Here is a 13039-nt window from a genome sequence, read left to right as displayed (position 1 = left end):
ATTCAAGGTGCTACTCAGTGCCTCAGGCGCAATCTCGGTATATTAGCTTCATAACCCAGGCTATGAGCAGCAAAGCTGAGACGACCCCGTGGTTGGCAGAGGGCGACGACAAGAGGCAACTTATCCGTACCATGTTTGCCGACATCGCGCCGAGCTACGACCTGCTCAACGGCCTGATCTCGCTGAGGCAGCACAAGCGATGGCGGCGCAAGGCGGTGGCTGCAATCCAACCCGCGACCGGCGATACCGCGCTAGACCTGTGCACCGGCACCGGCGACTTCCTGCTCCCGCTGCGCCGCGCCGTGGGCTCGAGCGGCACCGTGATCGGAATCGACTTCTGCCAGGCAATGTTGCAAAGGGCGGTCAAGAAGCTGCGAGGGCGGGCGTGGCTAGGCCTTGCCGATGCTGGGCGACTACCCCTCTGTTCCCGGTCCGTCAGCGTGGTGACCGTTGGTTGGGGACTGCGAAACGTTCCGGACGTCTCGTCGGTTCTCGCGGAGATCGCTAGAGTGCTGAAGCCGGGGGGTCGAATGGTCTCGCTTGACATGGCGCAGCCGCACAACCCGATCCTTGCCCGGCTGAGCGACGTTGCGTTCCACCGCTGCGTTCCGCTCGTCGGTCGGCTGTTCGGCAAGGGAGAGGCGTACACTTACCTGCCAAAGAGCACCAAGCGATTCTTATCTAGAGAGGAGATGCAGTCGGCAATGGAGCGGGCTGGCTTCGATCACGTCGAACACAGGGATTTCTATCTTGGCAACGTCTGCATGCACTGGGGCTGCAAGCGATGAGAACTTCCGCGTTCTTCGAAACGGTCGCAGGGCGGCCCTCTGGCGACGCTCTTGAAAAGGTATTTCAGGTCGTCGCGACGGTCGAAGATCTGCTCCAATCCGAGATGCGTTCGGACGTCGAGTCGGTGGAGGCCTGCTGCCGCCAAACCCTGAAAGGCGGAGGCAAGCGACTCCGGCCTGCGCTGGCCGTAATGGCGGCGAGGGCGACCGGAGGCGAGTACGACAGCGAGGCCATGATCCGCGTAGCCGCCGCGCTTGAGATGATCCACATGGCGACGCTCGTTCACGACGACGTGATCGACGGCTCAGACACCCGTCGCGGCCTGCCTACGGCCAGCGCGATTTACGGCAACACAGCGGCGATACTCAGCGGCGACGTTCTGCTGTCGAAAGCGATGAGGCTGCTCGCCGAGAACTCGACGCTGGAGATCATACAAATGGTGAGCCAGGCCGTCGTGGAGATGGCTGAGGGCGAGGTCAGAGAGTTGGAGATGCGCGGCGACTTCGACTTGGACGAAGAAGACCACTTCAAAATCCTTGAAATGAAAACCGCTGCCTTTATCGAGGTGTGCTGTCGCGTTGGCGCGCGAATGTCCGCCGCGAGCGAGGAGGCCGAGGAGGCAATCGGGTTGTTCGGCCAGCGCGTCGGGATGGCGTTCCAAATCGCAGACGATCTGCTCGACTACAGGGGCGATGAGTCGAAGACAGGCAAGCCCGCCGCCAGCGACTTTCGCGATGGGCAAGCGACTCTGCCGCTCATTCTGCTGCGCCCGATGCTCACTGATGAAGAGACCGAGTTCGCAAGGACGCGTTTCGGGGACTCCGTGTCAAGCAGCGACGTTGACACGATCTGCTCTTGGATGGACAAGCACGGCGTGTTCGAGCGTGCTGCCGACCGGGCTCAAACTTTCGTCGACGAATCTGTCATTGCGCTAGACCTGTTGCCGACATCGCCCGACCGCGAGCTTCTGTCGTCGGTAGCCCACTACATCGTAGAGCGGGACGCGTGAAGCAGTACGAACTGTACATCTTCGACTTGGACGGCACTGTGTACCTGGGCAACGACCCGGCTCCGCATGCCCCAGACGTGATCGCGCAGCTCGTCGAGCGCGGATCGCTCGTGCGGTATCTCACCAACAGTTCTGCCGTCGAGCCTGAGGCGGTCTGCGAAAAGTTGGCCGAAATGGGAATCCCCTGCCGTCCAGAGTGGGTCTTCACCTCCGGACTGCTCGCGGCGCGGGTCTGCCGCGAGCGCGGGTACAGAACTGTGCACGTCGTGGGCGAGGCGCCGCTCACACAAGCAATCGAAGCAGCGGGCCTCACAGTCGTCGAGGACGGCAAAGCAGACGTTGTTCTCGTGGGGCTGTGCAGGCACATCGACTATGAGATCCTCGACCGAGCCCTTCAGTGCCTGCTGGCCGGGGCAGTGCTGTTGGCCACGAATCGCGATATAACGTACCCAGTCGAAGGCGGTGCGGTCCGCCCCGGCGCGGGATCGATCGTAGCGGCGGTAGAAACTTCCGCAGGTGTCACCGCAGAGGTCCTCGGCAAGCCGAGCGGTCGCATGGTCGAGCAAATCTTGAAGGCGTGCGACTGCCAGAAGGAGAACGCTCTGGTTGTCGGCGATCGCGTCGAGACCGACATCGCCTCCGGTCGCGCAGCCGGCTGCGACACCTGGCTCGTGCTGTCCGGAGTAACGAACGAAACCGTGGGCGGCACCGGTTGCAGCGCCGACCTGCGTGGCCTGCTGGATTAGTCTTTGACGCGCTGTTGCAACTCGTCCTCGGCCTTCGCCAGTGCAGAGATTTCGCTCAGAACGACGTCGATCGACTCTGACACTTCTCCCTCCACCGCCAGCGGGCCAGTCTCCTCGGCCATCTCAGCCGATTTCTTGTCGATCTCGTCTGCCAGCTTCATGAGTCTCTCGGCGATCGAGCGCGCCGGCTTGAAGATTCGCTCCATGTTCGGGCTGCGATGAGCGTACCGCGTCCAGTCTGCCTGAGCGATGTCCTTGAGGCCGCCAAGAACGTCGACGAAGTCCAGGTCGGCCAAGTCCGACAGCACGTCCTGAATATGCTGGCCGCGATCCGCCTGCGGCTCACCCATGCAGTCGGCGCACATGAGTACAAGCTCCTCCATCGCTTGGTCCGCAGCTTCCAGGGCTTGCGTGCGGACCGAGCGCCAGTGCGCTGGCAAGCGCTCGCTGTTCCAGTACTGGCCGGAAAGGCCGGTCATCGCGCGGTGGTAGTGGTGCGAGCCAGCCTCCAGGATCTGCGATGCTGTCGGGTCGAGCCACTTGTGCAGCCGCCGCTGCTTCTCCATGTTGAGCATGCTGTTCGAAGTTCGCCACGACTCCATGCGCTTCGCCTCTTCAGGCGTCTTGGCCCGCCGCAGCCGCTTGTCAATCCAGTACCAAAGACCGGCGCTGATCGGAAACGCGACGAGAGCCATGACGAGCGCAATCCCCAAATTGCCAGTGATCAGCCAAGCAAGGGTGGCGCAAATCGGAGAGGTGAGCCCAAGCAGCCCACAGCCGATCGCCGTGGAGACGCGCACCAACCTGGTCAGCCGCTTTTCGACCACGGCCCGCAGGTACTTGGTGAGGTTCGGCAGCCTCTTCGATCTCTTGTCGCGACGTAGAATCACCTGAACAAGAGAATACGCCATTAGGTACGCCCAGGCTTCAAAAACCGCCTACCGAGGTAAACCACCTGTGATGCGGCTCATCGACACGCACTGCCATTTGAACGACAGCGAAGCGTTTCCAGACCCCGGAGCTGCGATCGACCGTGCGCGCAGCGCCGGTGTTGAAAAGCTGATCGTCATCGGCATCGACATGCCGAGCAGCGAGCGCGCGGTCGATATTGCGCACCAGTTCGACGATGTGTACGCCACAGTAGGCTGGCACCCGTCGTACGCGGCGAACTTTGACCCCTCGACGCTCGCGCAGATCGAGACCTGGCTAACAGACCCGAAGGTCGTTGCCCTCGGCGAGGTCGGACTCGACTACCACTGGGATCACGCCACTCGGGAGCAGCAGCACGAGTGTCTCATTGCGCAGCTCGACCTGGCTGAACGGATCTCCTGCGGCGTCGTATTCCACTGCCGCGACGCTTACGACGACCTGCTTGATCTGCTCGAAAGCCGAGGAGATGGCCGGTACTTGCTGCATTGCTTTCTCGGAGGAAAGCGGCACGCAGAGCGCGTTATCAGTTTGGGGGGATATATCGGCGTTGACGGCCCGATCACATACAAGAAGAACGATCAACTCCGCACGCTGATAGCGAGCCTTCCCAGCGATCGGATCCTGATAGAGACGGACAGCCCGTACCTGACGCCTGAGCCGCACCGAGGACACCCGAACGAGCCAGCTTACGTCGCGCATGTGAACGACGAATTAGCGAAGGCGCTGGGCGTCTCGCCGGAGTCGTGCGCCGACCTGACTACGTCGAACGCCGAGCGTTTCTTTCAGTTCCCCTGATCGCCGTCGCCATCGTCGCCATCGTCACCATTGTCGTCGCCTGATGCGTCATCGTCCGAGTCGTCGGCGTCGGGAGGGTCGCTGCCGATTCCCCCAATCGACGCCTCATCGCCGTCGTCATCCATGAACACGAGCGGCGGAGGCACCGGATCGTCCGGCCCTGGGATCTCCTCGATCGGCTCGCTGTCGAGTCGATCCGACGGCTGCACAGACACTATGATCCTGGGCGGCGCAGGCCTGTCATCAGTTTCAAATGCCATCTCGACCACGTCGGATGGCGTTGGCGTGCGAACCGCTGGGCCACTGGATTCAGCGCTCGAATCAGGCCTGCCGATTCGCGGTCCGACGAGGAAGAACCCGACTGCGGCGACGACGGCGGGCACAGCGACCCACTTGATCACCGTAATCCAGACCCGTCGCACGTTGCTTTCCATGTTCTCCGTCAACCCGCTTCTGCATTTTGACAGACAAAAGCTCTCATCTCGCCGCTCCCAATTCAATAGACGCCTGGCAATTTGATCCGATCCATCCCAACGACACAAAAGAGTACGGCCAACCTTGCGGTTGGCCGCTTCTCTGGCGTTACGGGATTTTAGGATTTCTTCGAAATGACGATCTGCTTGTTGTCGTTGAGCGTGTACTTCAGCTGTGTGGCTCTAGCCAAGACGTCCAGGGCGTACTCCAGCGAGGTATCGATCAGGAAAGCGTCGATTTTGTACATCGGTACGTTTGCGTCGACTATGATCTCGACGCCGGTCTGCTCTGAAAACGACTCGTAAACCTTGCGCAAGTCGGCCCTCATGAACCTCGTTGTCAAATGCTTTTGAAGCTCTGCAGAGGTCAATTTTCCACGCTTTGCCTGCGGTTTCGGCCGCGAATCGCGTTTGGGCAACGGACCTGAACCGACTTTCTTCTTTCCAATGAAGTAGATGCCGTTATCGAGTTCGTACTCCAGGCTCGTCACGGTGCACACGATGTTCAAAGCCTCTTCGAACTCGACGCCGGTGAGCGACAGGTACAGAATGAACCGGATGTTCGCCTCGAGCACGAAGTTGTTCTTGCTCTGCGTGAACAGGTCGTACAGCACATTTCGCACGTCCGCCCCCTTCGACGCGATCGTAACCACGCCTGTCTCGGCAGCAATCGATACGTCGGTGGCTTCGTTCTGGTCTCCGCCTTGAGCGACGGCGAGCGATGAGGCCGCTAACAGCATGATCGGGATGAGTTTTCGCATTTTTGTTTCCTCGGATTTACTGAATCTTTGCTAGCCTTCCGGTAGGTACACCTTTATCGTGCCGGTGCCTTCGGTCGGCTTTGGCTTGGGTGGAGGGATCATTACCGTTTCCTGGCCCGTGATCGAGTCCGCTATGATGACTTCGCTGCCAAGAAACGAGTCATTGTCGCCAGAACTCTCCGCTGCTGCTGGCGAGTTCGACGTCGCTTCCGGGAGGTCATTCGCCCCAGAATCGCTCGTCGCCCTGTCGCCCGTGGGTTCAACCGTGCTTCCGTTCTCCACCGGCTCAGAGCTGTTATCCTCTCCCTGAACGGCGGGCGGGGTGTTGCCTTGGGCTTCGTTTGCCTTTGGACCGAACAGACGAGTCGGATCCTTGAAAACGGTGCTCATCAGGACGAGAACGACTGCTAGGCCTAAGCTGTACACGAGCGTCTTGGCGGTCGAACTCTTGACCTTGGTCTTGATCTTGGACTTGAACTGACGATCAGGTGCGTTGAGCACGTCGCGCGGAGTCCGCAAGGTCGGTTCAACCACAGCTTTGTCCGCGACAGCCGTGCCCGATTCTGATCGGCGCCGGACAAACCTGCCGGTTACGCCCTGGGGCTTGGGCTTCACGACGGCTTTGGCAGTCGGCTTCCCTCCGATTATCTTGTCGGTCAGCATCGCGTTCAGCGCGCCGCGCTGGCGATTCGCATCGGCCATACACTCCGGGCAAGCCTTCAAATGGCCTTCCAGGTCGCTCACAAGCTCGTCCGGCATGGCTTCGCCGGTCAAAAACCGGCGCATTTGCGCCTTGGCTAGCTGGCACTCGATGTTTTGAACTTGCATTCCTCACAACCTACTTTAGGTTTCTTGGGCCGATTCCAAACCGGCGTAATCGGATTCTCGGGGGATTTCCCCGTATCATTAGGGGGATCGCAGTCCCCAGGTCGCTCGGTGGGCGTCGGTACAATGCTCCTACAGGACGCACCCTGCGCAAATTGGGCGCGTAGACACAGTTAGATGGATCAGAACGGTATGCCCTCGGGCGCCCAGAAGACGTGGCGCGAGAAAGTCGGCCTTGCAGAGATGCTCAAGGGCGGCGTCATCATGGACGTCACCAGCGCCGACCAGGCGAAGATCGCCGAAGACGCAGGCGCGGTCGCGGTGATGGCGCTCGAGCGCGTGCCCGCCGACATCCGGCGCGACGGCGGGGTCGCCCGCATGAGCGACCCGGAGATGATCCTGGACATCAAGGAGACCGTCACGATCCCCGTGATGGCCAAGTGCCGAATCGGCCACTTCGTCGAAGCTGAAATCCTACAGGCGCTTGAGGTCGATTTCGTCGACGAGAGCGAGGTTCTGACCCCCGCCGACAACGCAAACCACGTCGATAAGCACCCGTTCACGGTTCCGTTCGTGTGCGGCGCGCGGAACCTTGGCGAGGCGATGCGGCGGTGTGGCGAGGGCGCGGCGCTGATCCGCACCAAGGGCGAGGCCGGCACCGGCGACGTCGTCGAGGCCGTCAACCACATGCGCACGATCATGTCGGAGATGGCTGTCGTTCACAATGCTCGCGAGGACGAGCTTGACGCGCTAGCGAAGGAACACCGGGCTCCCCTGGATATGCTGCGCGTCGTGCATGAGACAGGCAAGCTGCCCGTGCCGAACTTCAGCGCTGGCGGGATCGCGACCCCAGCGGACGCGGCGCTGATGATGAAGCTCGGCGCGGAGACCGTCTTCGTCGGCTCCGGCATCTTCAAGTCCGGCGACCCGGCGAAGCGTGCGAAGGCGATCGTCGAGGCTGTGCTGTTCTTCGACGATGCGAAGAGGCTGGCCGAGATCAGCCGCAACCTCGGCGAACCGATGGTCGGGATCAACGTTTCGTCGATCGACGAGAAAGAACTGCTCGCCCCGCGAGGCTGGTAATCGGCGCGCGGTGATCGGCGGCTATCTCCTCTCCCCTGGAGGGAGAGGATTGAGGTGAGGGGGTGAACAGTGAGAGTCCTTTCCGAATAACGGAGCACTCTACGGCGCGGGCGGTTCTTCAGGTAGCGGCGGGAATGTCCCAACGAGATCATGATCGCGACCTGGCGCTTCCCACCTAAAAACGCCGTCGTCGTCGTGGCCGTCGGCATCGACGCTCCAGATTCGAAATCCGTCCGCGGTATGTTTGAACTTTAGCGGTGCTCCGTTGAATGGATCTAGGTAATCGCCGTCTAGCTCTTCTAGACCCAATGGGAGCTGGCCGTGGTTGGCTTTGTGGATCAGCGCAACTACATAGGCTCTGGCTAGGGCCTGTCTCGCATCCACTGCGGCCATTCGCCGATCAAGTTGCGAGAGGACCGGAACCATGATGAAGGCGTACCGTGAACTCAATTCCTGATCGAAATCGAGTTGAAACAACTCATCCACCATCGGTTTTGTCCAGTCCAACGGCGGGTGCGGATCGTCTTTGATCGGGGTATAGCCAGCGTTAAGAACCTCGGCGAATCGAGCCAGGAACGCTCGCTCCCACATTCTCTTTGGCAGACCCTCTCTTTGCAACCCGATCGAATCGAACACGAATGGCTTGCCGTGAGATTCCGAGCCTATTGTTAGAACTACCTTCAGCCCTCCGTATCGGTCGAGATTTCTCGCGACTGCGACGCCATTAAAGAACTCGTGCCTCATCGCGGGCCGAGGATCGATTGGCACGTACGTGTCAGCCAACATATCGCGCAGGCTACGTAAGGCGGTCTCGTCCGCCTGCCAAAGGTGGGCTAGCAGTGTGCTCGCCATTAGCGTTCTGCCTTCGATGTTTACCGCCGCCAGCAGGCCGATAAACCCAAACTGGCTGCCTTGGTACTGAGCGAGCTTTCGACATGTCGCAAGATCTCGTAACGCCCCATCGACATCGCCATCAATTGCCCTGACGTAAGCGCGACACCGAAGCACGTCGCAAGCCCGTTGAACATGGCCCACCTCAGGATAGAGCAGGTTCGGCCCATGCTCAAGATCCTTGTCAATGAACCAGCCTGACCGATGGTCCAGCGCGGCCTGGATCGCGTCCAACAGGTTGGCGCCGTCGTCGACTATCGAGCGGATTTCGTTGAGTGATTCCTCCCTTAGGAGCCGTGAAACAGCCCGATCTCTCAGATCGGCATCGACAATCTCATCCAGTGCCTCTGCGAGCGGCACGACGACGAGAGCTGCGTTCTGATCGTCTTCAACTGGCTCTTCAACTTCATCCTCTGTCATTGGAAGACCGAGCGACTGGCTAATCGCAATGACGTCAGGAAGCGAGCGTGACGCCGCAGGAAAATCGTACGGGCCAACGCCCGTGACCGCCAGCATGAGGACAAGCGTGATCAGCAGCGTAAAACCCCCGAAAACGAAAACCTTCTTCGGCAGGCTCAACGGACGCGACGACTCTCTCACCCAACGCCAGCGCATAGGTCAATTGTATCCGAGGTTTGGGAGATCGGAAGTTCGGGAGTTGGAGCGCAGACGTTCTCCTGAGCTCAGCCTGTCCTGAGCTTGTCGAAGGATCGAAGGTCCGCACCCCGGTCCGAGGACATTCAGTCCGCCCGACGCGACAACGTCAGGTCGAGCGAGGCCAGCCTCGCAGAGAAGAGCGGCGGCAAGGCACCACACTCCGTTTGTGCAGGTCTGGAGACCCGCGCCACGATCGTCACCGGCCTTCGTACTCTGTCCGCTTCGTCGCGGGCCAGAAGACGGCGAGATCGTCGCGATCCCTGTTCACAGTGTCTCGTGGCACACCTAGATCGTCGATGCCGTCTGGACCGATGCTCCAGATTCGCACTTCGTCCTCCGTGAGAATCGCTTGAAGCTGCGCGCCCTCGTTGAACACGTCGGGAAACGCTGCCCCAGCTTCCTCAAGCGACGCAGGCAGGTGACCGTTTTCGGCCCGGAATCTCAACACTTTCACGAGCGCCTTGCGCAGTTGTTGAACGACGTCGTTTCGGGTAAGCGTAACATCGACTTTGCCGAAAACCGGCATCAGGATTTGAACATAGGTTTCGCTGACTTTGTAGCGCTCCTTCATCCGCTTCGCTCGGCGGTCGATCCCTGCGCCCCAGCCGCGCGGCGGCTCGTCCAGTCCCTCGAACGAGCGGAACAGCGCATTCCACTCCTCCGCAATCGCCGCCGAGAACGCTCTGGCGAACATGTCGCTTGGCAGTCCTGAGCGGCGCACATTGTCGGGATCAAGTACTACGCCGCCGTAGCCGCTGGTGCCTTGCCCCAAGCCAGTCAGTCCGCCGTACTGCTTTAGATTTCTCATGATGGCCAACAAATAATAGAACTCGCCGCGCAGGGCAGGCCGGGGGTCGATCCTGTGGTCGGTCTCAGCGAGTACCGCCGCTAGCTGTGCCAACGCGTCGGGGTCATCAGCCCATGCCGTCATAACGTGCTCGCTGGCCCGCAGCATGATCGCATCGATCGCGATGACGACTAACGAGGCGACGAGGACTGGATCGTTGAGAATCCTGAGTCGAAGCTCGCGACCTGCCCTCAGATCGCCCAGCGCTCCCTCGATATCGGAGCGCTCGGCTCTTATGAACGACCTGAACGCCAAGTATTTTGCGACCGCCTTGAAGTCTCCGTACTCGACAAGGGGGAGAACCAGGCCGAGGTCGTAGTCTCTGTCAATGAACCACTCTGGCTTGCCAGCAAGCTCTTCGGCGATCCCGTCCAGAAACGGGCTGACCGTCTGGATATCCGCTTCGAGATCCGCGCGCTCTGGAGTTCCGGCCAGGTAATACTTCGGGATCACAGTCACGTTGGTATTCGCCGCCTCTTCAGCCAGACGAACCACCTCGATCGCCGCGTTCTGATCGTCCGGAATCTGTACTTGGGGCTTGAGGTCCGCCTGCGTCATCGGCAGGCCCAGCCGCTCGCTCTCCTCGAGCAGTTCGGGCAACCGCCGAGCCTGCTGCGGCATATCGTACGGCCCTATTCCTGTGACCGTCAAGATCAGCGCTACCACGCCGCTCAGACCGAACAGACTGAAGATCGCTATCTTCCTAGCCCGGCTTAGCGGCTTTCCGGACCGTCTTCCGAGTCGCCAGCGCATGGGTTCATTGTATCAGAGGTTCGGGGGTTCGGGGGTTCGGGAGTTCGGAGGTTCGGATCGGATTGGTTCGAGCTTGCTTCTGATTTGAAATCTGAGATTTGAGATTCCCCGATGGAGGGTCGTCCTCCTGGGCGACCTTAGCTCTTGCGAGCCACAAACTTCGTAGTGAGAGCAGCAGAACCGCAAGAGCGTCCCGGCCCCCTCCTATCCTCCCCCGACCGCGGTTGCCAGCGGCAAGCACATCTTTGTCGGGTCTGGGGAGGGATTGTGGGCGAAAGCTGCGTCGCTCCGAATCTCTCCCTCGGCCTGTGGGCTGGCATTCGCCTCGAACAATCGTGGCCGGGGGAGGTTATGAGCGGGCTTCGCGGTGTTTGGACTGAGAGTCCATAGGCCGGGATGCGGACTGGAAAGTCCGCGCTCCGTCTGAGCACGGACAAACCCTCCGGGCCTGACCGTGGCACACGGCTTCGGGAAGTTCGGGAGTTCGGAAAGTGGAGCGCGGGCATTCTCCTGAGCCTGTCGAAAGACCGCTCCCCGGTCCGCGGACATTCAGTCCGCAAACCGCGGTGTCCCAGGAGCGCCACCCTCCAGCGGGACAGGCGGCAAGGTCACCACTCAGCACCATAACGCAACGCAGCTCGCACTTCAACCCGTATACCCAGTAGCCTAGCTCAGGAGGAGAAGCGGCGGGGGAAGAAAGAAATGATGACGTGTCCAAGTTGCGGCCAGACGATTCCCGACCACACCGACGTATGCCAGTTCTGCCACGCGCAGCTCGGCCCTCCGGGGGCAAGGCCCGCTGAGCCCAAGACAGGGCACGGCGTTCCTCAGAGGGTCGTCGACGGCCTGTACATGGCCGTCTCCATTTACTGGCTGGTCAGCGGGCTCGCCATGCTGGCCTACCTGCTGCTGGCCCGAGACGCCAGTTACTTCCGAACCCTCTCCATCATCGTATCGAGCATCAGGGCTGCCCTAGGTCTAGGACTCGTGCTCCGGCTCGAACCAGTGCGCGGGATCGCTAGCTTTGTGTGCTTCATCTTCATCGCGGTCGGCCTAGGGGCGTTCGGCTTCTGGCCGCTCTTCGTCCCGGGCCTGGTGCAACACCTAATGTTCGCGGAGGGATTCGCGATGCTTCTGTCGGTCTTGGACGATCTGCTGCTCGTCGTTACTTCCGGTGCCATGATCTGGCTGATCGGCGAAACGCGGACGAAGGCGCTCGGTTAGTCCCGGATTAGCAACGCATCGGCATAAACCGGCGTCTTGGAACTTAGCAAAGTGATCCAGTAAACTGTATCTTCCTGTCGCCGCAGTTGACAAGAACCCATGACGCCTCACCAGTTTTCGCAGTCCGATCCGCTCTCCCTTCCGGTGGGCGTTCTAGCCGCGCCCGTCGATCCGATCCAGGTCGGCGCTTCGTTGGAGGTCGCTGCGAGGACGATGACCAGCGAGGGCGTTCATTCGTTGGCCGTCGCGCACGGAAAGCTCTTCGTCGGGCTGCTCGACGAGGCACAGCTCATCGAGGCGCTCTCGCACGGCGCAGAGCCGCACGACCCGATCGACGCGCTGATCGACCCGTCGCCGACGACGCTGCCGCCTCAAGCGTCCGGCGCTCAGGCTTTGCGGGTGTTCCAAGAGACCGGCGCGCGAGCGATCGTGATCGTTGACAGCGTGGGAGAGCCGGTCGGCCTGCTCACGCCATCGCGACTACTGCTACCAGCGACTGCGTCTTACCGCCCAAGGGTGATCGGTGGCATGGCGACGCCCCTGGGAGTGTATCTGACGAACGGCGCTGTGAAGGGAGGCGCCAGCGCCTGGGGGCTGCTTCTGACCGGGGGGCTGATGACCGGCGTGATCTTCGTCGCGCACTATCTCGTTCTGGCGGTCGCAGTCCTCATGCTCCACCTGGATACGGACGTTCCCAACGTCCTGCAAGGCATGAACGTCGCGACGACCGCGCTCTTTCTAGTCGGATTGCGGATGCTGCCGCTGAGCGGAACTCACGCAGCAGAGCACATGGTGGTGCACGCGATCGAGCGAGGTGAGCGACTGCACGTCGACGTCGTCCGCCGGATGCCGCGGTCGCACCCGCGATGCGGCACGAACATCGCCGTCGGCGCGATGATCTTCATGGGGATTCTCTCGTCGCCCTGGCTCGGCGGCGAGGACAATGGCACTCTCAAGCTCATGGTCGCCGTGCTGACGACCATGTTCCTATGGAGGCCAGTCGGCCAGTTCGTCCAGCTTGCCTTCACCACGAAACCGCCCACCGACGAGCAGATCATGAGCGGGATCAAGGCTGGCAACGAGCTGCTGGCTGCCAGCGCTGTGTCGCCTATCGCCTCACCGCCGATTTACAGGAAACTGGCCATGAGCGGGATTTTCGCGGTCATAGCAGGGGCGATCCTAGCTCAATTCGTCCTTTCTGGCGTCCTGGCGCTGCTCAACGTTCCTCCAGAATGGAGGGTATTCTTTTAGCCTGA

Annotated in this window: 13 protein-coding genes; 7 read left to right on the top strand and 6 right to left on the bottom strand. The window is 60.9% G+C overall.

Translation table 11 applies throughout. From position 1 onward, the window contains the following. Positions 1–62: 62 nt before the first annotated feature. The 3 genes from ubiE to IH944_06870 are packed head-to-tail and all read left to right on the top strand — an operon-like array spanning position 63 to position 2544. Positions 63–788, top strand: a complete 726-nt coding sequence (gene ubiE, locus IH944_06880; protein ID MCH7904278.1) for a bifunctional demethylmenaquinone methyltransferase/2-methoxy-6-polyprenyl-1,4-benzoquinol methylase UbiE — start codon at positions 63–65, stop codon at positions 786–788. Continuing rightward, positions 785–1798, top strand: coding sequence for a polyprenyl synthetase family protein (locus IH944_06875; protein MCH7904277.1), 1014 nt, complete (start codon positions 785–787; stop codon positions 1796–1798). Before ubiE ends, IH944_06875 begins: the two co-directional genes overlap by 4 nt. Then, the gene (locus IH944_06870; protein ID MCH7904276.1) at positions 1795–2544 is read left to right on the top strand and encodes an HAD-IIA family hydrolase; all 750 of its coding nucleotides are present in this window, start codon (positions 1795–1797) and stop codon (positions 2542–2544) included. Before IH944_06875 ends, IH944_06870 begins: the two co-directional genes overlap by 4 nt. On the opposite strand, the gene IH944_06865 is transcribed toward IH944_06870, so the two are convergent. Then, on the bottom strand, positions 2541–3434 hold the full coding sequence (locus IH944_06865) for a hypothetical protein (GenBank protein MCH7904275.1): 894 nt from the start codon (positions 3432–3434) through the stop codon (positions 2541–2543). The two genes, IH944_06870 and IH944_06865, sit on opposite strands and share 4 nt — an antisense overlap. A 70-nt stretch (positions 3435–3504) precedes the next feature. On the opposite strand from IH944_06865, the gene IH944_06860 reads away from it, so the two are divergent. Continuing rightward, positions 3505–4269, top strand: a complete 765-nt coding sequence (locus IH944_06860; GenBank protein MCH7904274.1) for a TatD family hydrolase — start codon at positions 3505–3507, stop codon at positions 4267–4269. On the opposite strand, the gene IH944_06855 is transcribed toward IH944_06860, so the two are convergent. From IH944_06855 to IH944_06845, 3 genes are all read right to left on the bottom strand, one after another. Beyond that, a complete protein-coding gene (locus IH944_06855; GenBank protein ID MCH7904273.1) occupies positions 4257–4703 on the bottom strand; it encodes a hypothetical protein in 447 nt (148 codons plus the stop codon). The two genes, IH944_06860 and IH944_06855, sit on opposite strands and share 13 nt — an antisense overlap. Positions 4704–4861: 158 nt before the next feature. Further along, a complete protein-coding gene (locus IH944_06850; protein MCH7904272.1) occupies positions 4862–5503 on the bottom strand; it encodes a hypothetical protein in 642 nt (213 codons plus the stop codon). Positions 5504–5533: 30 nt separating this feature from the next. After that, complete coding sequence (locus IH944_06845) at positions 5534–6331, bottom strand: hypothetical protein (protein ID MCH7904271.1); 798 nt, start codon at positions 6329–6331, stop codon at positions 5534–5536. A 189-nt stretch (positions 6332–6520) separates the two neighbouring features. On the opposite strand from IH944_06845, the gene pdxS reads away from it, so the two are divergent. After that, positions 6521–7411 (top strand): pyridoxal 5'-phosphate synthase lyase subunit PdxS, encoded by an 891-nt coding sequence (pdxS, locus tag IH944_06840; protein ID MCH7904270.1) that lies wholly within the window; start codon positions 6521–6523, stop codon positions 7409–7411. 99 nt (positions 7412–7510) lie between these two features. Here the strand turns inward: pdxS and IH944_06835 are convergent, their stop codons facing one another. Both IH944_06835 and IH944_06830 read right to left on the bottom strand, forming a co-directional pair. Next, positions 7511–8917, bottom strand: a complete 1407-nt coding sequence (locus IH944_06835) for a hypothetical protein (GenBank protein MCH7904269.1) — start codon at positions 8915–8917, stop codon at positions 7511–7513. A gap of 238 nt (positions 8918–9155) precedes the next feature. Beyond that, positions 9156–10559 carry a hypothetical protein gene (locus tag IH944_06830; GenBank protein ID MCH7904268.1) on the bottom strand — a complete coding sequence of 468 codons (1404 nt, stop codon included), beginning with the start codon at positions 10557–10559 and terminating at the stop codon, positions 9156–9158. 702 nt (positions 10560–11261) lie between these two features. On the opposite strand from IH944_06830, the gene IH944_06825 reads away from it, so the two are divergent. Both IH944_06825 and IH944_06820 read left to right on the top strand, forming a co-directional pair. Further along, on the top strand, positions 11262–11783 hold the full coding sequence (locus tag IH944_06825; GenBank protein MCH7904267.1) for a hypothetical protein: 522 nt from the start codon (positions 11262–11264) through the stop codon (positions 11781–11783). 99 nt (positions 11784–11882) lie between these two features. Next, positions 11883–13034, top strand: a complete 1152-nt coding sequence (locus tag IH944_06820) for a DUF1385 domain-containing protein (protein ID MCH7904266.1) — start codon at positions 11883–11885, stop codon at positions 13032–13034. Positions 13035–13039: the final 5 nt, after the last annotated feature.

The sequence above is a fragment of the Armatimonadota bacterium genome (assembly GCA_022563855.1).
Taxonomy (GTDB): Bacteria; Armatimonadota; Fimbriimonadia; order Fimbriimonadales; family Fimbriimonadaceae; genus JADFMN01.
This window is presented reverse-complemented; position numbering and strand designations above follow the sequence as displayed.

Excerpts from the sequence above, each read along its gene's own strand:
- IH944_06875 (MCH7904277.1), top strand. The coding sequence starts at position 785 with ATGAGAACTTCCGCGTTCTTCGAAACGGTCGCAGGGCGGCCCTCTGGC.
- IH944_06820 (MCH7904266.1), top strand. The coding sequence starts at position 11,883 with ATGACGCCTCACCAGTTTTCGCAGTCCGATCCGCTCTCCCTTCCGGTG.
- IH944_06855 (MCH7904273.1), bottom strand. The coding sequence starts at position 4,703 with ATGGAAAGCAACGTGCGACGGGTCTGGATTACGGTGATCAAGTGGGTC.
- IH944_06860 (MCH7904274.1), top strand. The coding sequence starts at position 3,505 with ATGCGGCTCATCGACACGCACTGCCATTTGAACGACAGCGAAGCGTTT.
- IH944_06845 (MCH7904271.1), bottom strand. The coding sequence starts at position 6,331 with ATGCAAGTTCAAAACATCGAGTGCCAGCTAGCCAAGGCGCAAATGCGC.
- ubiE (MCH7904278.1), top strand. The coding sequence starts at position 63 with ATGAGCAGCAAAGCTGAGACGACCCCGTGGTTGGCAGAGGGCGACGAC.
- IH944_06825 (MCH7904267.1), top strand. The coding sequence starts at position 11,262 with ATGATGACGTGTCCAAGTTGCGGCCAGACGATTCCCGACCACACCGAC.
- IH944_06830 (MCH7904268.1), bottom strand. The coding sequence starts at position 10,559 with ATGCGCTGGCGACTCGGAAGACGGTCCGGAAAGCCGCTAAGCCGGGCT.
- IH944_06850 (MCH7904272.1), bottom strand. The coding sequence starts at position 5,503 with ATGCGAAAACTCATCCCGATCATGCTGTTAGCGGCCTCATCGCTCGCC.
- IH944_06835 (MCH7904269.1), bottom strand. The coding sequence starts at position 8,917 with ATGCGCTGGCGTTGGGTGAGAGAGTCGTCGCGTCCGTTGAGCCTGCCG.
- pdxS (MCH7904270.1), top strand. The coding sequence starts at position 6,521 with ATGCCCTCGGGCGCCCAGAAGACGTGGCGCGAGAAAGTCGGCCTTGCA.